We start from the raw sequence: 21,263 nt of genomic DNA, 5'->3' as shown, positions 1-21,263 counted from the left end.
AGGGAGCTTGCCCCGTGAAGGGACTCGTTTTCGACCTCTCCATCCCCCGGTACGTCCTCGCCAAGGGGGTGGGAGGCATGTACCCGAAGCTGCACTACGGACGCGGGAGCTGCCTCTCCCTGCGGGAGCTGGCCTCCCCCACCCTGCCCGGACCGGATTGGGTGCGGCTGCGGCCCCTGCTGACGGGGCTGTGCGGCTCGGACATGGGGACGATCTTCTTCAAGATGAGCCCCCAGATGGAGCCCTTCAATAGCTTCCCCGCGGTGCTGGGGCACGAGGTGCTCGCCGAGGTGACGGAGCTGGGGCCCGAGGCGCGCGGCGTGGAGGTGGGGCAGAAGGTGGCGGTGAATCCGCTGCTGCCCTGCCGCCTGCGGGGCATCCAGCCGCCGTGCAAGGCGTGCGCGGCCGGGCAGGAGAACGGCTGCGAGCACACGGCCGAGGGCTGCCTGGCGGCGGGGCAGATGCTGGGCTACCAGAAGGACCTGCCCGGGGGCATGGGGACGGAGATGGTGGCGCACCCCTCGCAGCTGCACCCGCTGCCGGAGGGGGTGGGCGACAAGGCGGGCGTGCTGGTGGAGCCGCTGGCGGTGAGCCTGCACGCGGTGCTGAAGGTGCCGCTGCGGGACGAGGACAAGGTGCTGGTGATTGGCGGCGGGCCGGTGGCCTTCGCGTGCCTGTGGGCGATTCGAGCGCTGGGCTCGCGCTGCCACGTGACGCTGCTGGCGGCCGAGGAGTACCAGCTGCGGCTGGCGAAGCAGCTCGGAGCGGACGAGGCCTTCCGGGTGATGCGGGACGACACCGCCGAGGCCGAGGAGGTGGCGCGGCGCACGGGGGCGAAGGTGTACCGCCCCATCCTGGGCCCGCCGGCGCTCACGGGCGGCTACGAGGTGACATTCGACTGCATCGGCAGCGCGGGCTCGGTGCAGGACGCGCTGCGCTACACGCGCTCGCTGGGGAAGGTGGTGCTGGTGGGGGCGGCGGGGATTCTCGAGCGGGTGGACTGGACGACGGTGTGGCGCAACGAGCTGACGCTGCTCGGCTCCTACGTGTACGGGCTGGAGAGCTTCCGGGGCGTTCGCCAGCACACCTTCGACGCGGTGCTGGAGTTGCTCGCCCGCCGGGAAGGCCCGGACCCGAGCATGCTGGTGACACATACCTTTCCGCTCGCGCGTTACCAGGAGGCCATCGAGGCCAACCTGGCCCGCGCGCGCCATCAGTCAGTGAAGACCGTCTTCGAGCTCACGGTGAACCCATGAACACGCCCTTCCGTCCCCTCCCCTTCCTCAACGAGGCCCGTGCCGAGCCGGTGTCCGGCGTGCGCCTGCAGAAGCTCCGCCGGGCAGCGCAGGAGGCGCGAGACGCCTTCACGGCCGGAGGCCCGGTGGCGGCGGTGGCCACGTGCGACCTGGTGACGTTCCCCTACCCGTCGCTGTTCGCCTTCAGCGGAGGGGCGCTGTCTCCGGCGCCCTACGTGATGATGACGAACCGGATGCAGGTGGTGCAGTACCTGGAGGACGGGGCGACGCGCACCCTGCTCTTCAACCCGAGCGACTACGAGCGCGGCCAGGAGGCGCCCTTCTTCAAGTCGCTGCGCGAGAAGTACGGCGACTTCGTCTCGGACAAGGTGATGACGCGGCGGTACGGGACGGTGCAGAGCCACCTGACGGCGCTGGGGTTGAAGCCGGAGGACGTGGACTACATCGCGTTCGATCACCTGCACGTGCAGGACGTGCGGCGGTGGCTGGGCGGGGATGGGGAGCCGGCGTACTTCCCGAGGGCGAAGCTGCTGGTGCAGCGGGCCGAGTGGGAGTCGGTGAAGAACCTGCACCCGATGGAGAAGGTCTGGTACGTGCCGGGAGGGACGGACGGGGTGCCGGAGGAGCGCGTGGTGCTGCTGGACGGGGACACGTGGCTGGGCCGGGGAGCGGCGATCCTGTCGACGCCGGGGCACACGATGGGGAACATGTCGCTGGCCGTGGCCACGGACAAGGAAGTGTTCGTGGTGAGCGAGAACGGTGTGGCGTCGGAGAGCTACACGCCGCTGCAGTCGAGGATTCCGGGAGTGCGCGCCTTCGCCGAGCAGATGGGCTGGGAGGTGGTGCTCAACGGCAACACCCGGGAGAGCTCGCTGGAGCAGTACACGTCGATGGTGGTGGAGAAGGTGTTCGCGGGCCCGTCGCGAGTGGAGGGGGCATTCGTGAACTTCCACCCGTCGTCGCTGCTGACGGGCTCTCTGGTGGCGCCAGGCTTGTCACCGACCATCACCCTGCCCGCGCCGAACCACGGGGACATCCGCCCGACTGCTGCCGCCCGCCGCGCGGCCTGAGTCCCCAGGTCACATTTCGCCCGAGTCCCCTGACCCGAGGCACTCTCCTTCCCACCGCGTCACAACCCCTCGCCCTCCGGGAGAGGGACAGGGTGAGGGTGCCACGGGCTTCAGGTTGCACCCGTGTCCTCATGGCCCGGTCCTCGCAGACCTCCACCAGTGCCAGCATCATGGTGGGGCAGATGAAATCCTGCCCATGCGTGGCCATCCACCGCACGCTCCAGCGCGAACACCGCGCACCGATATGGTAGCGGACGCACGGATTCTGGTCCGGGCCCCAATCCCCCCGCGGCCCGTCAGGACGCCTGATGGCCGGGCCGTGCGCGCAGCCAGGCCACGAGTTCGTAGGCCTCGGCCTGGGTGGAGACGAACTGGACCTTGGACAAGTGCGCCTCCTCCGAGCGTCCGGTCAGGTGAGACGCGAGGAAGATGCCCCGGGCCACCGCCTTGTTCCCGAGCCGGGCTCCGATGATGATGTTGGCATGGAGCCACGCGGGATCCGCGTGCTCGCTGAAGTAGCGCTGGACCTCCGCGTCCACCAGGGGGATTCCACTCAAGTCCACCAGCAGGAAGAAGCGCACCGATCTGCTCAGCTCCCGGTAGACGTCCACCACCCGCGTCGCATCCTCCAGGGAGATCTTCTCCCGGTACTCCACCCACAGAACGTCAGGAGGCTCGAAGCGAAGTCGATGCGTGCCGAGAGTCCACTCGCGCTGGCTCTCCATGAGAAGGTCTCCGCTCCGGCGCCTCCTGGCGTCCGCGAGCACGGTGACGAGAGCACGGACCCGTCGCTCTGGCAACCGGGTTGCATGAGTGTGCCGGGACACCGCTCCGAGCTGCGAGTCCTCGAGCGGGCGTCCCGGCTCGACCTCGGCGCCCCATCCCAAACGTTCTGCCGGAACGTGAAGCGTGCGAGCGGACAGGCGGGGCGGGGCCCGATCTCACGGGTCATCCCGGAGAGGCAGCCTTTCCCTCTCACTTCCGGCATCGGCGCTCCAGTGGGATGGGGTTCTCCCGCTTCTGACTGGCCATGGGCATGCATCCGCCAACCCAATGCATTGCATCCCTGCGAGGAATTTCCCTTCCAACCGGTGCCCGGCATGTCGTGGATCCGACACGCGACCTCGACTATGGTCACGGCCCCTCACCGCAGCACCTTCCCCAGGAGGATGAAGATGTTCGGAAAAATCGCCGCCGACGCCCTCGGACTCAGTGACATCGGCTCGGTCATCGCCCCGGCCGACTATGACAAGGTGGACGCCGATGACTACGTGATGCACGAGGACCAGGAGAAGATCTACTTCCTCATCAAGTCCAAGTCGGACGAGTACTGCTTCACCAACAAGGCACTCATCCACCTCGACGGCACCAGCGCCGCCAGCAAGAAGCGCATGCTGCGCCGCTACAACTACAGCACCCACCCCATCTCCAACGTGCTGCTCGAGACCGCTGGCAACATCGACATGGACGTGGAGATCAAGTTCCGCCTGGGCGCCAAAGACTACTCCATCGACGTGCACAAGAAGCACCTCGAGCAGGTCAAGGACCTCTACAAGGCCCTCATCCGCATCTCCGAGCTGATGCACGAGAACGAAGTGGCGCTCGGCCATGCCAAGGCCAGCATCGAGGTCGCCTCCACCACCCTCGGCCGCGGCCAGGCGGGATCCACCCCCATCGTCGAGTCCTTCAAGGAGCTCAATCAGGCCGCCTTCGCCTGGCTCACCGGCGCTCAGCAGAAGTACTGGGTGAAGGATTTCGGTTTCGTGTTCGAGCGCTACATCAAGGCATGACGGGGTGAAACCCAGACGGGTGGCGACCGTTCGCTGCCCGTCTTCCTGTCTGGGTTTTCTGAACCTTCGCTCGACTGGGGCCGTGTCGAGCCCGGCTCCACCCCCTTCCGAAAGATATCGGGACGCTGGAAGGGCCGTGTCTCGGCGGGCCCGCGCGACCGGTTTCTCAAAAACCAAGGCGCAGCCTGTGTGCCTGTACGGTGAGCATGTGTGCACCTGGGCACACTGAAAACGCTACTTTTCAGTTCAAGGCTCTTCGGGTATTCCTGTCTGTCTTGAGTAATCCCATCACAAGGAGGTCAGGTGCTTCGACGACTCATTCTGGGGGCCGCCCTGTGTCTGTCGGGGGAGGCTTTGGCCAAACCACCCGCGGGCAACGTTTTCTGCGCCACCTATCCCACGGCGCCCGCGTGTACCGGGCAGCAGCCGGCCTGTACCTACTGCCACGTCGCGCCGCCGCAGCGTAACGCCTTCGGCACCGCGCTCGAGGCCCAGCTGGCTCCCGGTGCGCCGCGCCCGCTGTCCGACGCGGATTTCACGTACGCACTTCCCACCGCGCTGAGGGCCGTCGAGTCGCAGGACTCCGACGGCGATGGCGTGTCCAACCTCGTGGAGCACCAGCGCGGCACCCAGCCGGCCGACCCCAACAGCGTCCCCGTGGAGACGGGTGGCTGCGTGGCGGGCTCCGACCCCCACAATCCCCAGTATGACGTGTGCCGCTATGACACACGCTTCGCCTACCGGCGCGTGCTGCTCGACTTCTGCGGACGGTCCCCCACCTATGCGCAGCTCAAGGAGTTCGCCGCGTTGAACGCCGATGAGCAGCGCTCTCGGATCGACGCAGAGCTCGACCGGTGCACCACCACCGAGTTCTGGCGTGGCAAGAACGGGCAATTGTGGAAGCTCGCGCACCCGAAGATCCGCCCGGTCGGCTCGCTCAAGGCCGGCGAGGACAAGGGCGCCATCCCCCTCGCGGACTACTACGACGACTACAACCTCTTCGCCTGGTCGCAGCTCGACGACCACGACGCGCGCGAGGTGATGACGGCGAAGTACTACGTGCGCCGCGACATCAACCCCACCCGCTACTCCGTCGTCCCGACGCTGCCCACGCAGTTCGTCGACGAGGCGCACCGCGCGGGCAACATCACCTCCTCGTGGAGCCTCATCTACTTCGTGATGTTCACCGCGCTCCCGCGCAACGCCGCGTCCCAGGCCTACCGCGCGTACCTCGGCCTCGACATCGCCAAACAGGAGGGCCTCTACAGCATCGCCGGCGAGCCCCGTGACTACGACGCCAAGGGCGTGAAGGCGCCCACCTGCGCGGCCTGCCACGCGACGCTGGATCCCCTGAGCTACCCCTTCCGCAACTACCAGGGCCTGTCTCTCACGGCCCGCAACACCTCGGCCCGCTACGTCCCCAGCCGCCTCGAGACGTACTTCCGTGACGTCGCGCCGGACATCACCCAGGTCCCCGAGTCCGGCTACCTCCTCGGCAAGCCGGTGGCGGACCTCGTGGAGTGGGCGCAGGTGGGCGCCAACAGCGACGCCTTCGCCATCGCCACCGTCACCGACTACTGGAAGCTGCTCATCGGCCACGCCCCCAAGCCCGAGGAGCAGGCCGAGTTCGTCTCCACCTGGCAGCGCTTCAAGGGCACGCATGGCTACCGCGTGCAGCGCATGCTTCACGATCTGATCCGCACGGAGGCCTACGGTGCGCCCTGACACTCTTCGCGTGTTGCTCCTGTCCGCTGCCTGCACCCTCACCGCCTGCCCGTCGCCCACCCCCTCGGTGCCCGACGCCGGCACGCCGCCTCCCGCCGACTCCGGGACTCCCCCGGAGGTGACGCGCTCCTCGCGCAACAACCTGCGCTTCAAGGGCCCGGAGCGGCTGGCGCTCGACTTCGCGACGGCACTGTCGCTCCCCGTCGAGCAGGTGTGCAACGAGCTGGGCCAGTACCCCTGCACCACCTCCGTGCACACCGTGGCCCTGGGCGGCGTCGAGCCCTACGGCCTGGGCTTCTACGAGCCCCTGCCCTTCACCGGCGTCACCACCCCCATCGCCGTGGACCGCGTGGCGCTGGCGGCCTGTGGCCAGCGCGTCACGCTCGACCTCACCACCCCCTCCACGGCCGTCATCTTCGGAGGCATCGAGCTGGACGCCCAGGGCCGCCTGGCGAACCGCGAGGGCGAGCCGGTGAAGAACGCCATCACCGCGCTCTACCAGCGCGCCCTGCTGAGAGATCCCACGGAGGCCGAGGTGGGCACGTGGGTGCAACTGGCCACCGGCATCGAGTCCACGGGCAGCACCACGCCCGGCCGCGACTGGATGAAGGCCGCCTGCTTCGCCGTCCTCTCTTCCGCCGAGTCCGTCTTCTTCTAAAGGGAAACGCCATGTCACTCCGCAACAATGGCCGGCTCTCGCGCCGGGAGATGTTGAAGGCGCTGTCTCTGTGCGCCGCGGGCTCCTCAATGGGCACCCTGCTGACGGGCTGCCGCGATTCGCTCCACACCCCCGAGTCCCTCGAGCGGCTCGGCGGCCTTCGCCGCGATCGCCTCGATGGCAAGCCCCGCTTCCTCATCGTGATCGGCGCCGCCGGTGGCGCCTCCATCGTCGACAGCTTCCTGGCCGTGCGCGCCTCGGAGGCCGGCGCCAACGCCTCGAAGCTCAACACCTTCGCCGACGAGCAGGTGCAGGGCGTGGACGGCTCCCCGTTCCGCGCCGTGAAGGTGAGCAGCCCGCGGCTGGGCAACATCCCCCAGGCGGTGAACACGGATCAGCTCCCCTTCGTGCGCAAGCACAAGGACTCCATGCTGGTGGCCACCTCGGTGGGCACCTCGGTGAACCACGTCATCGCCCAGAAGCGCAGCCTCACCGGCAACGCCGCCTGGCGCGGCCGCACGCTGCAGGAGTGCGTGGCCCTCCAGTACGGCGCGGGCTTCCCCATTCCCAACGTCAACATGGCCATGGGCGGCTACTCCGAGCGCGGCACCGATCACTCACTGCCCTCGTATTGCTACGGCGAGGTGGTGAGCAACGCCTCGCTCTGGCCGCTGGGGCTCGATGGCAGCAAGGGCCTCAAGGACGCGCCCCCGCGCGACGTGGTGGAGCTGGCCCGGCGCACGCGCAACACGCTCGACTCCCGGTCCGTCTTCGGGAAGACCTTCGAGAATGCTCCGGCGCTCCAGCGCTGGAACGAGCAGCGCATCGTGGGCCAGCCCGCGCTCGAGGCGAGGGATCTCATCAACCGCCTCAACGTGCTGCCCAACCAGCCGCCCTCGCTGCCGCTCTCCGAGTACGGCCTGTCCAGCTCGCCCGATGGGGACCGGCTGCGCGCGCTCTTCCCGGACTACCTGACGGACCCCGTGCAGAGCCAGGCGGCCCTGGCCTTCCTGCTGCTCAAGTACCGGGTGTCGGTGACGGTGACGCTGGGCCCGTCCTTCAACGTGGCGGTGGGCAGCACGCGCGAGCAGTTCATCGCCAGCCCTCCCCTCGCCTTCGACTTCAGCCACACCGAGCACCGCTCCGGCCAGGCCTTCATGTGGTCACGGGTGCTGGGCGTGGTGGACAAGCTCGTCGATCTGCTCAAGGCCGAGCCCTTCGATGAGACGAGCGGCGAGAGCATGTGGGACCGCACGTTGATCTACGTGGCGACCGAGTTCGGCCGCACGCGCAATCGGCCCAACGACGCCGTGGAGTTCAGCTCCGGGCATGACCTCAACAACGGCTTCCTGATGATGTCCCCGATGATCAAGGGCAACACGGTGCTGGGAGGCATGGACCCGCTCACCGGGCTGACCTACGGCTTCGACCCGCGCACCGGAGCGCCCGAGCCCGGCAAGATGACGACGAACGAGCCGGACATCTTCTCGGGAATCCTGACCGCGATGGGCGTGGACACCTCGGGCAGCGGGCTCCCCGACGCGAGCGGCTTCCTGCGCACCTGAGCCGCACACCCGAGCCGCTTCATCGTCCATACGTAGCGCCTCCTACTATCGCCCACCGGCGGCGTGCTCCATAACTCCCCAGGCCACACCCGCGTGCCCTCCTTGTTGCTCCACTGTCGACAGGCACGGGGAGCCGCGGTGCGGTCACACTCTCCGAGAAGACAGCGACGACAGCTCCGCCCGCGCTGGTACGCACCGTGCAATCGCCGCGTCTCATCCACCCCCGGAGAACCCGATGATGAGACGCTCTTCACTGCTGATGATCCCGGTCCTGTTTGGCCTCGCCTGTGGCGAGAACAGCACTCCTCCCCTTCCCGCCGAGGAGCTCGAAACCCGCTCCGCCGCGCTGTCGGCGGTCTTCTCGGGCACGGTCCTGGATGCCTTCAACCGGCCCGTCGCCAATGCCCGCGTCACGGTGAATGGCATCACCCGCCTCACCAGCAGCACCGGGGCGTACTCCCTCTCGGTAACGGAGTCGAAGACGGGCTACGTGCTCGACATCCGCAAGGATGGCTACGGGCCTGTGAACAAGCTCCAGATGTCGGGCCAGCTCAGCCAGGTGCACGTGCTCGGCAAGGCCTACACGCAGCAGGTCAGCCCCACCGTCAACACCGTCATCCAGGATCCGGCCTCCGGCATCCGCGTGGAGCTGCTCGCGAACACCCTGCGCACCGCGGCGGGCGCCCTGCCCTCGGGCGGCGTGCTGTTCTCCATCGTGCCGCACGGCCCGGACACGATGCCCGGTGACTTCACCGCCCGCAACGCGCTCGGCCAGACGGTGGCGCTCGAGACCGTGGGCGCGGTGACGCTGTCGGCCGTGGACGGCCTGGGCAACACGCTCGGACTGGCCGCTGGCACCTCGATGACCGTGCGCCTGCCCGTGCCCGCCTCGCTCGGGGGCACCATGCCGGCCTGCGTGCTCAACGCGACCTGCCGCACCGTCATGTGGCGGTTCAGCCCCTCCACGGGCCTGTGGGTCGAGCAGAGCGCGAGCCCCCAGTTCTCCACCACGGCCACGACGTTCCGCATCCAGGCCGCGCGGCAGGGCGGCGTCATCGACCCCGCGGATGGGTTGGGCACCTGGAACACCGACATCGAGAAGGTCAACCCGGCCTGCTCCATCGTCGAGTTCGTGAACATCCCCCTGGATTGCTACAACCCGCCGCCGGTCACGAGCCCCGAGCCCGGGCTGACCGTGGGCCTCTCGCAGACGTCCTCGGGCGGCGCGGTGTGGACGAGCAACGGGAACGTGCGCTCCACCGCGACGTTCATCGCGCAGTACAACCTCCCCCCGAATGCCCCCCTGCAGATCGCCGTGACGTTCCCGCCGGGTGCCCCCGCCTACTGCGCCGGCAACCTGACCCTGACCGCGGCCCCGGGGCCGTACACGGTCACGGGTAACGCCATCCAGTACAACTCGGGCGCGCCCGCTGGAGCGGCGGGCTTCCCGAAGGACTCGGGCGGCAACCCGATCGACTTCACGGACGTGGCCACCGGCGACCATCCGTGCAGCTCGCACATCTACATCGAGACGCACCCGTAAGGACGCGCTCGTGGCACCCGGCCCCCACCTGCCTCAGCGCTCGAAGCGGATGATGCGCTCGACGCGGTAGGTGGAGGGCTTCTCCAGGGGCTCGAGCAGCATCAGCTCCGCGGGCTGGCCGGGCAGCACGGTGTGTTGCTTTGGCTGAGCCAGCTGGAGGGGGTCCCCCACCTTCGCCGAGGCGGACAGCGGCACGGCGAACAGCCCGCTTCCCTCCACCGTCTCCAGCGCGCCCAGGACGCGCAGATCGCCCAGCTCGTCCACCTTGCCCACGAGGGCGATGGCAGGCCCCTGGCCGTTGTCGCGCACCGCGCGGGTGATGGAGAGGCCCACGTCCGCGGTGAAGGGCTTTCCATCCGCGCCGAACAAGCCCACGCCCTTGAGCATGAGGTAGACGAGGCCCGAGGAGTCGTTCTCCGGGATGGACTCGTAGCGCGCCACCTCCGCCTTCTCGGCCTTGCCGCTCGCCAGTGCATCCAGCGCGGTGGCGAGCGCGACGAAGTTGAGCTGGACCAGCGGCGCGTCCGGAGCCCGCGACGCCCAGGGTCCCGTCTCGATGAGGACGGAGGGCGTGCCCCAGCGCGTCATGTTGTCGCCGAAGGCGCGCGAAGTGAACGCGGAGCCCTCCTTTTTGGTGGTACGAGGAAGCGATACCCGCAGCGGGAGGAAACCAGCCATGACCCACCGTATCGTCGTGCTCCCCGTGGTGTTGACCCTGCTCTTCACCGGTGCATGCGGCAGTAAAGAACCCGCCCCATCCGCCGCCCCCCCTCCATCCGTCGCAGCCGCCCCGTCCTCCGTCACCGCCCCCCACGTCCCGCATGCTCCGATGCCTGTGAGTCCTGGCACCGGCCGCATTTGCACTCTGATCGGCTGCGAATCCGGATTCTGGCTGAAGGTTCCCGTCAACCTGCACTTCGAGCAACTGCGAGCGAGCACCGTGACCGTGTGCCGCAACGCGCTCTGCTACTCGAGCAGCCTCGCGACACTCGCGGAGCCCTCGGGTCCGGACTCCGGCAACCGCGTCACCTTCCCCGATCCGGCCCAGCGAGACACCCTCCATACTCCGCTGATCCATGCCGAGGTCCGGCGGGCCGCGAGTGGCGGGTACCAGCTCCATGTCTCGTACAGCCCCTGGGCGTCGGGGGAGCTTCGGAATGGAGACGTGTACGACGTGACCCTCACGGACAAGCGCGGCAGAAAGCCTCTCAAGGTGCACGAGACGGTCTCGTACGAGGTCAACCAACCCAATGGTCCTGAATGCCCGTCCACGTGCCTCGGTATCGAGATCGACAAGACGTAAGACCCGCAGTTTCTTCGCATGGCGCCCGTCTCCGTGCATGATGCGCCGCATCGGAGGAGTCGATGAAGAACCAGATTGTGATGGCAGTGGCGGCCCTGGGCCTCGCGATGACCCTGGCCGGTTGCAAGAGCGAGTGCCGTGTCGCGTGCGAGAAGAAGCAGGAGTGCGTGTCCTCTGGCCTCGACGTGGCGAAGTGCACGGACACGTGCGAGCAGAAGGTCAAGAAGGACAAGGACTTCTCGGCCCAGGCGCAGGAGTGCTCGCAATGCGTCAAGGGCCGGACCTGCTCCGAGACCATGAAGCAGTGCCTGGACGACTGCATCACCGTCGTGGGCTTCTGAGCCTCCGTCCACCACGGGAGCGGCCTGCGCCCCGGCTCGAAGTGGATCGCCCGTCCGCTCCAGAGTGAAGCGGCGGGCGCCACCTGGGAGCGCCCGGCTGCTCAGGTTCCCGGCGGCTTGCGCGGCAGGTCCACGCTGAGCGCGGCCTGCATCAGGTCCATCAGGCCCGGCCACGCCTCGGCCGACAGCCACACGCCGTCGGCGTCGTGCTCGGCGTTCACCACCAGCGAGGAGGACTCGAAGAGCCGCGCAGACACCGCGCCCTCCTTCGGCAGCGCCCCGGACACCTGGAAGCGCTGCCCGTCCCAGCTCAGCCCCTTGGGCATGACCTGATCCAACAGGGCGCGCAGCGCGGCCTTGCCTCCGCCCAGGCGCAACACGCCCTGCACCAGCGCCGAGGCCGCCCTCGACTCCTCCAGGTCCACCCGGCCTGGCGTCAGCAGCGTCAGGTGGTAGCGGCCCGAGGCGAGCTCCAACCGCTCCAGGGCCACCTCCACGCGCAGCTTCCAGCCGGAGACCTCCAGGCGCACGTCATAGGCACGGGGCCCGTACGCCCACTCGCCCACCGAGAGCGCCTTCACGTCCTTCAACGCCTTGCGCGCCAGCGCCTCCACCCGGGCGTGCGACAACCGCACCCGCTTCCGGGCCACGTCCACCGTCACCTGGCCGGACAGGCCCGAGGGCAACTTGCCCACCCACTCCCGCGCGCTCTCCCACCATCTCGAAGCACCGGACATCCCAGAGCCCTCCTGGCATTACACCGAGTCCCGTATCTGGCCCCGGACATGCCCTGGATTCAAGCGCACTGAACGGCCAGGCCGGTGTGCCCCCCAGGCCCCGTGTGATTAGATGTCCCCCAGGCATGACGATTGGTTCCAAAGAAGGCCCCCCGCCCCCGTGGCCGGACATCCACCGGACGGTCCTCTCCACGCTCGATGCGCTGGCTTCGTCCACTGGATGGATTCCCACCGCCGCCACGGTCGGCATCGAGCCCGTCTTCGAGCGCGTGCTCCAGCAGATCTGCCAGCCCCAGGGCTTCAGCCCCGAGGCCTACATCGACGTCATCACCCGGGACGCCGGGATGCGGCGGGAGGTCCAGAAGCGTCTGGCGCGGCTGATGGAGACCCCGGCGCTGGTGAACATGCGCCGCGAGGCCCAGCGCCGCGAGGCCGAGCACCAGCTCCACGTGCTGCACTTCGTCCTGTCCGGCCAGGAGCCGCCCGAGTGGGTGCTGTCGACGATCGACGAGGAGCAGCAGGCGCAGCTCCGGGACGCGGCGGAGTCGGGCGAGGAGAGGGATCCAGTGCTCCTCCCGCGGGTGCAGCGGGCGCTGCGGAAACTGGCCGCGAACCCCACGACGTACGGACAGTGCGAGGACTGCGGTACCACCATCCTGCTCGAGCGCCTGCAGCTCGTGCCGTGGGCCGAGTGCTGCGCGGCCTGCCAGCGCAAGCGCGAGGGCGTTCCGGACGTGGCGCCGGAGCCCCCGGTGGCCGTCACCTACTTCTGACCGCGGTGACGACCCCCGCCCTCTTCAGAGGGAGAGGGCGCATGCGTCAGGCTCCGGTGCGCAAGGACTTGAGGGCCTCGCGGAAGAGGGCCTGGAAGGCGGCCTCGGCGCCGAGCCGCTCGCTGGCGGACTCCGCGGCCTTCTCCGCCTGGGGCTGCTTGTAACCGAGGTTGATGAGCGCGGAGACGAGGTCCGCCCTCTGCGCGGACTCGGGGGCGGCGGGCTTCGCCTGGGCGGCCACCTGCTCCAGGTGCAGCGTCTTCACCTTGTCCCTGAGCTCCAGCACGAGCCGCTCGGCGGTCTTCTTCCCCACCCCGTGAATCTTGGTGAGGCGCGCCACCTCGCCCCGGCCCAGCGCGGCCACCAGCTCCGGCACCTCCATGCCGGAGAGCACCGCCAGCGCGAGCCTCGGCCCCACGTGCGACACCGAGTTGAGCAGGAGGAACAGCTCCTCCTCGGCGCGGCTGAGGAAGCCGAACAGCTCGAAAGCGTCCTCGCGCACCACGGTGCGCACCCGCACCTGCACGGGCTGGCCCTCCGCGGGCAGGCGCCCCAACGTGAGCGAGGAGAAGAACACGCGGTAGCCCACCCCTCCCACGTCGATGGTGGCCTCCTCGAGGCTCTTCTCCAGAACGTTGCCACGCAGTGCGGCGATCATCGCGCTTCCGGCCTCCTGTAGGACGGCGTCAGCTTGTCCGCGAGCTGCGCCTGCGCCGACTTGCGGCGCGTCTTCGAGGGCCTGGCGCCCGATACCGGCACGCCGGACCGGCCCTGGTTGAGGTGGCAGATCGCCACCGCCAGTGCGTCACTGGCATCCGCGCGATCCAACACCTCGACCTCGAGGAAGGTACATACCATGCGCGCCACGGCGTCCTTGCCGGCGGCGCCACCGGCGCCCACCGCGCGCTTCACCCGGGCGGGCGGGTACTCGTGCACGGAGAGCCCGGCCTGGGCGGCGGCCAGCAGCGCCACCCCGCGGGCGTGCCCGAGGATGAGCGCACTGCGCGCGTTGCGGAAGGTGAACACGCCTTCCACCGCCACGGACTGGGGCTTGTAGAGCTTCACGGCCGTCAGCAGCGCGCCGTGCAGCTCCTTGAGCCGCAGCTCCAGGGGGGCGCCGGGGTCCACCTTGATGACGCCATGGCCCACGTGGACCAGCCGGCCTCGCCGCTCCTCCACCACGCCATACCCCATGAAGCGGCTGCCGGGGTCGATGCCTAGGACGCGCAAATTCCTCTCCGGGGACAACGGAACAGGGGTTCAGCCTGCCCTATAACGCGCGGGCCGCCTCCGTGTCGATGTGCCCGTCTCCCCCACTACGCGGAGAGCGACTCCATGAGGGCCTCGTCCATCTCGAAGTTGGCGTGCACGTTCTGCACGTCGTCGTTGTCCTCGAGCAGCTCCATCAACTTGAGCAGCTTCTTGGCGTTGTCGCCCTCGACGCGCACGGTGGTCTGCGGGAAGTACGTCCACTTCTGCTCGCCCAGCTTCAGGCCGGACTGCTCCAGGCTGGAGGCCACCGCGTGCAGGTCCGCCGGGGCGGTGCGCACCTCGAAGCCCTCGGCGCCGTGATTGAGGACGTCCTCGGCGCCGGCTTCAATGGCCTTCTCCATGACCTCGTCCTCGGAGGGGCCGGGCTTCACGGTGATGAGGCCCTTCTTGTGGAACATCCAGTTCACCGAGCCTTCGGCCCCCAGGTTGCCGTCCTCCTTGGAGAACATGGAGCGCATGTCGCTGGCGGTGCGGTTGCGGTTGTCGGTGAGGCACTCCACGAGCATGGCCACGCCGCCGGGGCCGTAGCCCTCGTAGACGATCTCCTCGTAGCTCTCGCCCTCCAGCTCGCCGGTGCCCTTCTTGATGGCGCGCTGGATGTTGTCGTTGGGCATGTTGGCCTCGCGGGCCGCGAGGATGGCCACGCGCAACCGGGCGTTGTTGTCCGGGCTGCCGCCCCCCAACCGCGCCGCGACGGTGAGCTCCTTGATGAGCTTGCTGTAGAGCTTGCCCTTGCTCGCGCCCATCACGGCCTTGTACCGCTTGAGCTTCGACCACCGATTGTGACCGGACATGGCGCGTCTTCTAACCTCCGGCGTGGGACCGGTCCAGGCCCGCTTCAGGCCGCCCGGGAGGAGCCCGGCACCTCGAACGCCTCGGAGAAGGGCGCCTCCTCTTCCTCGAGGGCCCCGGAAGAGAGCACCGGCTCGAAGAAGGGCGGAATGGACTGGGGCACCGGCTCGCGCTCGGCGATGAGGTTGGCGGGCACCAGCACGCCCTGGGCGTAGAGGCACGTCACCACCTCCAGGGTGGTGACCTCGGGCAGGGAGCACTCCAGCAGGGCGGTGTGCACGGTGCGCTGGCCATCGAAGAGGCGGAGCACCGGGCCCACGTCATCGGGCAGGGACTTGAGGACGTCCGCCAGCCGCTTGAAGTCCACCACGAGCCGCGCGGACAGGGGGATGCCCAGGGCACAGAGGGCGGCGAAGCGCTCGGCGGCGGGCAGGAGCAGCGAGGCGTAGATCTTCAGGGTGAGCAGGAGCTTCCCCTCGGCGAGCACCTCGGCGAAGGAGACGGCGTAGGCGCCCGAGCCGAAGAGGAGCAGGCGGCGGATGGCGGTGAGGCCGCGCTCGCCCTCGAAGGAGGCGTCCACCACGTGGCCCTGGTGGAAGGAGAGCCAGCCCTCGTTGTCGCGCAGCTCGATGCGGCCGGAGCGCGAGCCACACAGCAGGGCGTGGAGCACCTGGGCCAGGGGCATGCGGACGGTATGGGCCTCGTAGGCGGGGGCGAAGGCGCTGCGGCCGGCCTTCAGACGCGCGAGGGACACCACCACCCGCGGAGGCAGGGGCTGCAGGAGGTAGTCATCCGCGCGCACGGCCTCGGCGCGGGGGCGGTGGTGGGGCTCCTCGTGGCGCGAGAGGAGGTACACCGGGAGGTGCTCGGTGCGGGCGTCGGCGCGCAGCCGCTCGCAGAAGGTGAAGCCGTCCAGCCCGTCGCCGAGGGGCACCACGGGAGCGATGACGAGGTGGGGCAACGGGCGGCCCTCGCCCAGCTCCCCGAGGATGTCCTCGAGGGCGGGGGCGGCGAGCACCTCGAAGCCGGCACTGACGAGGCCCAGGGCGAGGGAGGCGCGCGCGTCCTTGTCGGGCTCGACGAGCAGGACGCGGGGGCGGAAACGGGTGGAGCGCCGCCGGGGGCTGACGTCGGCGGAGACGGAGGAAGGGGCGGGCTCGAGGATGGTGGCGCGGTGCGAGCTGTCGGCCATGGGGAACTCCTGGAGCGGCGATCCTGGGAGAAGCCGGGCATCCACTACGGACAAAAAACTACGATACTCTGAGAAATAAGACTATCACGAAACGAGAGTACACCCGGTCCTATCTGACACGAGCCCGTGACGGGAAGCCAAGGGCTTGAAATTGTTGGGTAAGCGGCAGCAGGAGGGGCAGGAAACGCTCGACGGGCCGGGGGGCGAGGAGCCAGAGTGGGCGGCCTATGACGCGACTGATGCTGGTGTGTGTGCTCACGCCGCTGATGGCGGCGGCGCAAGAGACGACGGCCCCGACGGCGGAGGCGGTGAGGCTGGAGGAGAAGCGGGAGAACTTCGGAGCGGTGGTGGCGCCGGCGGCGTTGCCCGATGGGGCGACGGCGCTCTCCGGGTGGGTGGGGGTGCCGGAGGTGGGAGCGGCGTACCGGCAGGGGACGGGGGGCTGGGAGGTGGGGGGACGGGCGCGGTTCGACTATCTGCGGCTGGCGGTGACGGCGGAGGGGGTGGCGAGGCGGCAGGTGTGGACGAGCGGAGCGTGGGCGGTGGCGCCGGAGCTGGGGTTGGGGGTGACGGGGAACACGGGGAGCCGGTACTTCGACGAGCAGAACCTGGAGGGGTGGTTCCTGCGGTTGAACCCGGCGGTGGTGGCGAGCTGGAAGGTGGCGGAGACGGTGACGGCGGTGGGGCTGGTGGAGGTGCCGTACGAGCTGGGGCTGAGCCCTGCGGGGACGTGGAGGGTGAAGCCGATGGCGGGGGGCGGAGCGGAGATCTACCTGGGCGAGGACCTGTCGCTGTCGGCGGTGGGCGAGCTGGGGGTGGACGTGTTCAAGGAGCTGCGAGGGGTGCCGCAGACGAGGCTGGGCTACGGAGTGCGCCTGGGCCTGGGCGTGCGCCTGTTCTGAAACCGTAGCGAGGAGCAGTCCCCATCCCCTGGCTACCCACAATTCGCCGCCAACAATTTCCCCTCTCCCCTCGGGAGAGGGACGGGGTGAGGGTATCGAGCCCAACCGGGTTGGCTCGGAGGGCCTACTGAGGCTTCACCGCGCCCCCGTGCTCACCACTCCGGAATGGGGGTGACGCGGGGAGTGCCCAGAATCTCCAGCGTGCGCAGGGCCACGCGGATCAACGTCTGGGCACAAGGCTCACAACCCCCGGCACAGCACCGGGGCCAATGGCCCTCGGGGTTGCGCAGGAGGGGCCGGACACAGGGCTCGTAGTACGAGGGGAAGGACAGCTCCTGGCTGGCGAGGTGGAGCGCGGAATCCATCTGCTCTTCGGTGAAGTCGGCCACGAGCCTATTCAAGCATACCCAGGCCACGGGGCTCACCAGCGGCCCGCGCACGGAGGAGCGGACCTTCTCGCTCCGTTCGCGGAATCTCAGCGCACCGGGACGGTGAGTCGAAGGGCCAGAGGGCGGCAGCTGTCGCCGGGCTCGGGCCTGTCTCCACCATGAGCGCCGCATCGCGCTCGATGCGCACCTGGGCCTGGGCGCTGCTCTCCGAGCGGGTGTTGTAGAGCGTCACCTGCCGGCCCGCGGTGGCGAACTCGAGCGCGATGCCGCAGCCCATGGCACCACCGCCCACCATGCCGATTCTCTTGATTCTCCTGGATTCCATGGACGGAAGAATCCCCTCCCCAGGGTATGAAAGGCAACGCCCACGGCAGAGTTCAGGTATGCCGTCATTCCACTCCCTCTAGGCTCTCCATCTCCGGGCATCAAAGGGATGCTTGGAACACCACACCGGGAATCCTGCATGTCCACCCAAACGCTCGGACAGAAGCTCATCGCGTCGAGCCTCGGTCTTCTCCTTGTTGCCTGCAGCGTGACCCAACCCCTTGTCGCGGCCCAGGGACCCACCGGCCCGCATGACCTGGCCAGGTACGCGCTCATCATCCAGGAGACGCCGGATGGACGAATCACTCACGACTGGAAGCCGCTCAAGGACTTCGATCTGGCGAAATTCCAATCCGCCCTGAGCGCGATGAACTCAAACCGAGCAATGGTGCGCGTCTCCTCAATGGGGTTGGAGACGTACTGCGAAGGCCGACGAGTCCAGTGCGAGCAGGACTGCCTTGCGAGCAGCAGACCGATCCAGGTCGGCCAATGGAAGTACGATGATGTCAAAACCCAGCCGTGGCGCATCGCCAGAAGCTGGTGGTGTCCGAGGCATTGCCTGCAACAAGCGGTTCTATGTAACAAGGGAAGAGGCAGTTGGGCCGAAGAATACGCTGCGGAGTTCCATGCAATAGAGCCCGCGCTTGATTGGCTCAAGACCCACCGCGAGGAGATTCTCGCCGGCTCAGTCATCATCATCGCCGGAGTGGCCTTCGTTGCCGTAAGCACCGCTGCGGGAGCAGCGGCCCTCATTCTGATGCCGTTCGTGTTGTTCGCGGAGAACTCCTCGGGGTTCCCCTCCACCAGCGTCGCGGAGGTGGCCCCGTGAGCATCCATGATTCTCTCAATGACGCTGCACGCTTCGCCTCATCTCGGTGGCGCGCTGCGGGGCTCCAAGGCAAGAAAGAAGAACAGCGGCTCTGGGTCCAGGTGAAGGCGTACAGGGACTTCATCAGCGCAACGGGCCAGGCCTACCTGTTTGAGGACTACCTCAAGCAAACAGCCCCCCTGCCGCGCCCCCATGTGAGCACCGCGCTTGAAGAACGAAAGGATGCGGCGATCTCGCAAAGGGTCATGGAACTTCTCCTGAAGGCTTTCGACGAGACCCTCGAGCCCGAACAGAAGCAGGCGGCGCGCCTCATCATCCATCAGGTCAACTTCATCGCCGATACGGGACAGCTCGATGCTTGCGAGGACTACATCAACAACCGCCTCGATCATGCCCCGCTTGCCATTGCCTACTTCAAGACGCGCGACGAAGCAGAGGCATGGCTGAAGGGGCCCGCGGAACCACCCAGCCCGGCGAACATACTCATTGGCGATGAGTATTATCAGGCCGTGTATACTCGTGAGGACAACACCCGCTTCATCTACCGTGACTACATCATCGAGCCATACATCGGAGAACTGGCGGCAAGAGGAATACCTCCGACGACGCCATCATTTGAAACCCGTGCGGACGCAGAAACGTGGTTGAAGGAACACCCGGCCTCACCTTTCGACTTCGTGTCAATCGCCGGGGAGCACTACTTCGCGGTGCATCACAAGAGGTTGAAGAGACACACGCTCCACCATGTGGCCTCCGCCCTGAAGAAGTGGGAAGAGATGAAGAGCACTGCTGCTCAAGAGAAGGCGCAGGATGCAGCGGCGGAGACCGAGGACGAGGACGCGTAACCACCCGACGCCTGGGCCCAGCAGCAGACCCCTTCCGGCTTGTGCACCGCGCGGGGATACGCCTACGGTGGCCTCGTACCACTCCCCAATCGGAGGAACACGCATGCCAGCTGCGCTCGAAGAACTCGCCAGGCCTGTCATCATCGGCCGCTCGAGTTCACACTTCACGCGCGTCACGCGGATCTTCGCCGCGGAGATGCGCGTCGACTACTCCCTGCGAGTGGTGCGAGACCTCATGTCCTCCAATTCGGAGGATTACGGAGGCAACCCCGCGCTCAAAATCCCGAGCTTGCAGACGCCCCAGGGAGTCTGGTTCGGCTCTCTCAATGTCTGTCGCGAGCTATGGCGCCGGTCGAACCCCAGACCTCGCGTGGTCTGGCCGGAGGACCTCGATCAACCGCTGCTTGCCAATGCACAGGAGCTCGTTCTTCAGGCCATGTCGACGGAAGTGTCCCTGATCATGGGCAAGGCCGCCGGCACCGACAGCAGTACCCACCACGCGAAAATGCGGCAGTCGCTGGTCAACATGATGTCGTGGCTGGAGGAGAACGCGAGGCCCATCCTCTCCGCACTCCCGCCTCGGGACCTGAGCTATCTGGAGGTCACGCTCTTCTGCCTCGTGACCCATCTGGAGTTCCGAGACGTTCTGCCGACCGCCCCCTACTCCGCGCTGAACGAGTTCTGCCGGCAGTTCGCAACACGCGCCTCCGCCGGCGAGACCTCCTTCCGCTTCGACACGTGAAGGCAGACACGAGAGCGCTCACCGCACCGAGACCTCTCTCACCTGCTGTGACACCTCCTCGACCGAGACCTTCACGTCGAGGAAATGGGCGAACGTCTCGATCTGCGTCTGCGCATGCCCATCGAGAGGCAGCGTCCGGAACGAGCCCCCTCGGGCCAGCGCCAGCAGCAGCATGAGCTGGTCCGCCAGGTGTTCCCCCACGGGCACACCGGCCTCCAGGTAGACCCGCGCCTCCTCCGACACGGCCTCCGCGATGTCCTCCGCTCGCACGCCCCGCTCACCGAACCCGGTGAACACCTCCGTGACGTGCTCGCTCTCCACCTCCAGCCACACCACGTTCCCCGGCCCCGCCGAGCGCTTCAGCTCCTCCACCCGCCGCTCCTCGACCAGCCACCCGAGCTTCCTCCCCACCGTCTCCAGCTCCCGCTTCGCCACGTCGTACGGCACCTGCGCGATCATCGCCGTCGCCTGCCGCCGCACCACGTTCCCCCGCTCCATCAGATGCAACGGCTTCAGCGGCGCCGGCTGCACCAGCACCTCGAACCTCCCTCCCCCCGCCGGGAAGAAGCCATGCCGCTCCAGCGTGGCCTCCACGCCCGGCCCCATCCGCCGCACCAACGGCAGGTACGCCTTCGTCAGGAAGTCGAACGGCGGCGCCGCCGGGTTGTGCGTCCCTCCCTCGAGCACCAGCGTCGACGGCCCGCTCGCCGCCAGCAGCGCCGGCAGCACCGTCTGCAGCACCAGCGTCGCGCTCCCCGCCGTCCCCACCGCGAAGTGGTAGTCCCCGGACTGAAGGGCCTTCGGCCGGAACGTCAGCTCCTTCGAGTGCAGCGCCGCCCCCTCCAGCTCCGCCTCCCCCACCGCCGCCGCCGCCTTCACCGCCGTCAGGTGCTGCCGCAACAGCCCCGGCTTCGAGCGCCCCGCCCGGATATTCACCATCTGGAAGGGCTTCCCCGTCACCAGCGACAGCGCCAGCGACGTGCGCAGCACCTGTCCTCCGCCCTCTCCCTTCGAACCGTCGATGCGAATCATCTCGAAATCTCCCAGAACCCACTGCGACCCACGCAGCGTAGACCCTCACCCCAGCCCTCTCCCAGAGGGAGAGGGGGCTCCCGCACGTAGCGATGCCCGCTCCCTCATCCTGGCGACCGAAGTCTCGGAGAGAGCGGGCATCTCGATGTCTCTATCCCCTCATGTGGCCCTCCTTCGTCGGGA

The 21,263-nt window shown here is 68.2% G+C and carries 24 protein-coding genes; 14 read left to right on the top strand and 10 right to left on the bottom strand.

Going from position 1 to position 21,263, the window contains the following annotated elements:
• Nucleotides 1-14: 14 nt before the first annotated feature.
• Nucleotides 15-1,256 carry a zinc-dependent alcohol dehydrogenase gene (locus VFZ09_RS12295; protein WP_329727720.1) on the top strand — a complete coding sequence of 414 codons (1,242 nt, stop codon included), beginning with the start codon at nt 15-17 and terminating at the stop codon, nt 1,254-1,256.
• A complete protein-coding gene (locus VFZ09_RS12290) occupies nt 1,253-2,326 on the top strand; it encodes a hypothetical protein (protein WP_329727719.1) in 1,074 nt (357 codons plus the stop codon). Before VFZ09_RS12295 ends, VFZ09_RS12290 begins: the two co-directional genes overlap by 4 nt.
• A gap of 296 nt (nt 2,327-2,622) precedes the next feature.
• On the opposite strand, the gene VFZ09_RS12285 is transcribed toward VFZ09_RS12290, so the two are convergent.
• Entirely contained in the window at nt 2,623-3,051 is a 429-nt protein-coding gene (locus VFZ09_RS12285; protein WP_329727718.1) for a hypothetical protein, read from the bottom strand.
• Between the two features lie 450 nt (nt 3,052-3,501).
• Between VFZ09_RS12285 and VFZ09_RS12280 the strand changes: the two genes are divergently transcribed.
• The 5 genes from VFZ09_RS12280 (at nt 3,502) to VFZ09_RS12260 (ending at nt 9,607) form a co-directional block, all read left to right on the top strand.
• A complete protein-coding gene (locus VFZ09_RS12280; RefSeq protein ID WP_329727717.1) occupies nt 3,502-4,116 on the top strand; it encodes a PH domain-containing protein in 615 nt (204 codons plus the stop codon).
• Nucleotides 4,117-4,419: 303 nt separating this feature from the next.
• Nucleotides 4,420-5,841, top strand: coding sequence for a hypothetical protein (locus VFZ09_RS12275; protein ID WP_329727716.1), 1,422 nt, complete (start codon nt 4,420-4,422; stop codon nt 5,839-5,841).
• Complete coding sequence (locus tag VFZ09_RS12270; RefSeq protein ID WP_329727715.1) at nt 5,831-6,499, top strand: hypothetical protein; 669 nt, start codon at nt 5,831-5,833, stop codon at nt 6,497-6,499. The genes VFZ09_RS12275 and VFZ09_RS12270 overlap by 11 nt, the downstream gene beginning before the upstream one ends.
• A gap of 11 nt (nt 6,500-6,510) precedes the next feature.
• On the top strand, nt 6,511-8,064 hold the full coding sequence (locus tag VFZ09_RS12265) for a hypothetical protein (RefSeq protein WP_329727714.1): 1,554 nt from the start codon (nt 6,511-6,513) through the stop codon (nt 8,062-8,064).
• A gap of 235 nt (nt 8,065-8,299) precedes the next feature.
• Nucleotides 8,300-9,607, top strand: a complete 1,308-nt coding sequence (locus tag VFZ09_RS12260; RefSeq protein WP_329727713.1) for a carboxypeptidase-like regulatory domain-containing protein — start codon at nt 8,300-8,302, stop codon at nt 9,605-9,607.
• 33 nt (nt 9,608-9,640) lie between these two features.
• Here the strand turns inward: VFZ09_RS12260 and VFZ09_RS12255 are convergent, their stop codons facing one another.
• Nucleotides 9,641-10,285 carry a hypothetical protein gene (locus VFZ09_RS12255; RefSeq protein WP_329727712.1) on the bottom strand — a complete coding sequence of 215 codons (645 nt, stop codon included), beginning with the start codon at nt 10,283-10,285 and terminating at the stop codon, nt 9,641-9,643.
• Nucleotides 10,286-10,436: 151 nt separating this feature from the next.
• On the opposite strand from VFZ09_RS12255, the gene VFZ09_RS12250 reads away from it, so the two are divergent.
• Both VFZ09_RS12250 and VFZ09_RS12245 read left to right on the top strand, forming a co-directional pair.
• Nucleotides 10,437-10,910: a hypothetical protein gene (locus VFZ09_RS12250; protein WP_329727711.1), complete on the top strand. Its 474-nt coding sequence runs from the start codon at nt 10,437-10,439 to the stop codon at nt 10,908-10,910.
• Nucleotides 10,911-10,972: 62 nt separating this feature from the next.
• On the top strand, nt 10,973-11,251 hold the full coding sequence (locus VFZ09_RS12245) for a hypothetical protein (protein ID WP_329727710.1): 279 nt from the start codon (nt 10,973-10,975) through the stop codon (nt 11,249-11,251).
• Between the two features lie 101 nt (nt 11,252-11,352).
• Here VFZ09_RS12245 and VFZ09_RS12240 read toward each other — a convergent pair whose 3' ends face one another.
• The gene (locus tag VFZ09_RS12240) at nt 11,353-11,988 is read right to left on the bottom strand and encodes a hypothetical protein (RefSeq protein WP_329727709.1); all 636 of its coding nucleotides are present in this window, start codon (nt 11,986-11,988) and stop codon (nt 11,353-11,355) included.
• A gap of 125 nt (nt 11,989-12,113) precedes the next feature.
• Here VFZ09_RS12240 and VFZ09_RS12235 point away from each other — a divergent pair, with 125 nt between their 5' ends.
• Entirely contained in the window at nt 12,114-12,761 is a 648-nt protein-coding gene (locus VFZ09_RS12235; protein ID WP_329727708.1) for a TraR/DksA family transcriptional regulator, read from the top strand.
• A gap of 46 nt (nt 12,762-12,807) precedes the next feature.
• Here VFZ09_RS12235 and ruvA read toward each other — a convergent pair whose 3' ends face one another.
• The 4 genes from ruvA to VFZ09_RS12215 form a co-directional block, all read right to left on the bottom strand.
• The gene (gene ruvA, locus VFZ09_RS12230; RefSeq protein WP_329727707.1) at nt 12,808-13,419 is read right to left on the bottom strand and encodes a Holliday junction branch migration protein RuvA; all 612 of its coding nucleotides are present in this window, start codon (nt 13,417-13,419) and stop codon (nt 12,808-12,810) included.
• The gene (ruvC, locus tag VFZ09_RS12225) at nt 13,416-13,991 is read right to left on the bottom strand and encodes a crossover junction endodeoxyribonuclease RuvC (RefSeq protein ID WP_329727706.1); all 576 of its coding nucleotides are present in this window, start codon (nt 13,989-13,991) and stop codon (nt 13,416-13,418) included. Before ruvC ends, ruvA begins: the two co-directional genes overlap by 4 nt.
• Before the next feature lie 86 nt (nt 13,992-14,077).
• The gene (locus tag VFZ09_RS12220; RefSeq protein WP_329727705.1) at nt 14,078-14,827 is read right to left on the bottom strand and encodes a YebC/PmpR family DNA-binding transcriptional regulator; all 750 of its coding nucleotides are present in this window, start codon (nt 14,825-14,827) and stop codon (nt 14,078-14,080) included.
• A gap of 44 nt (nt 14,828-14,871) precedes the next feature.
• A complete protein-coding gene (locus tag VFZ09_RS12215) occupies nt 14,872-16,017 on the bottom strand; it encodes a response regulator (RefSeq protein ID WP_329727704.1) in 1,146 nt (381 codons plus the stop codon).
• A 227-nt stretch (nt 16,018-16,244) separates the two neighbouring features.
• Here VFZ09_RS12215 and VFZ09_RS12210 point away from each other — a divergent pair, with 227 nt between their 5' ends.
• Nucleotides 16,245-16,919, top strand: a complete 675-nt coding sequence (locus VFZ09_RS12210) for a hypothetical protein (RefSeq protein WP_329727703.1) — start codon at nt 16,245-16,247, stop codon at nt 16,917-16,919.
• A 152-nt stretch (nt 16,920-17,071) separates the two neighbouring features.
• Here the strand turns inward: VFZ09_RS12210 and VFZ09_RS12205 are convergent, their stop codons facing one another.
• Both VFZ09_RS12205 and VFZ09_RS12200 read right to left on the bottom strand, forming a co-directional pair.
• The gene (locus VFZ09_RS12205) at nt 17,072-17,284 is read right to left on the bottom strand and encodes a hypothetical protein (protein ID WP_329727775.1); all 213 of its coding nucleotides are present in this window, start codon (nt 17,282-17,284) and stop codon (nt 17,072-17,074) included.
• Nucleotides 17,285-17,312: 28 nt separating this feature from the next.
• The gene (locus VFZ09_RS12200) at nt 17,313-17,633 is read right to left on the bottom strand and encodes a 3-hydroxyacyl-CoA dehydrogenase NAD-binding domain-containing protein (RefSeq protein ID WP_329727702.1); all 321 of its coding nucleotides are present in this window, start codon (nt 17,631-17,633) and stop codon (nt 17,313-17,315) included.
• 138 nt (nt 17,634-17,771) lie between these two features.
• Between VFZ09_RS12200 and VFZ09_RS12195 the strand changes: the two genes are divergently transcribed.
• The 3 genes from VFZ09_RS12195 (at nt 17,772) to VFZ09_RS12185 (ending at nt 20,048) form a co-directional block, all read left to right on the top strand.
• The gene (locus VFZ09_RS12195; protein ID WP_329727701.1) at nt 17,772-18,461 is read left to right on the top strand and encodes a hypothetical protein; all 690 of its coding nucleotides are present in this window, start codon (nt 17,772-17,774) and stop codon (nt 18,459-18,461) included.
• The gene (locus tag VFZ09_RS12190; RefSeq protein WP_329727700.1) at nt 18,458-19,306 is read left to right on the top strand and encodes a hypothetical protein; all 849 of its coding nucleotides are present in this window, start codon (nt 18,458-18,460) and stop codon (nt 19,304-19,306) included. The genes VFZ09_RS12195 and VFZ09_RS12190 overlap by 4 nt, the downstream gene beginning before the upstream one ends.
• A 103-nt stretch (nt 19,307-19,409) precedes the next feature.
• Nucleotides 19,410-20,048, top strand: a complete 639-nt coding sequence (locus tag VFZ09_RS12185; RefSeq protein ID WP_329727699.1) for a glutathione S-transferase N-terminal domain-containing protein — start codon at nt 19,410-19,412, stop codon at nt 20,046-20,048.
• 18 nt (nt 20,049-20,066) lie between these two features.
• Here VFZ09_RS12185 and rtcA read toward each other — a convergent pair whose 3' ends face one another.
• Complete coding sequence (gene rtcA / locus VFZ09_RS12180) at nt 20,067-21,080, bottom strand: RNA 3'-terminal phosphate cyclase (RefSeq protein ID WP_329727698.1); 1,014 nt, start codon at nt 21,078-21,080, stop codon at nt 20,067-20,069.
• Nucleotides 21,081-21,263: the final 183 nt, after the last annotated feature.

It is taken from the genome of Archangium sp. (assembly GCF_036277355.1).
Lineage (GTDB): Bacteria > Myxococcota > Myxococcia > Myxococcales > Myxococcaceae > Archangium.
The sequence above is the reverse complement of the archived record's forward strand: the minus strand, read 5'-3'. Positions and strand labels throughout refer to the sequence as shown.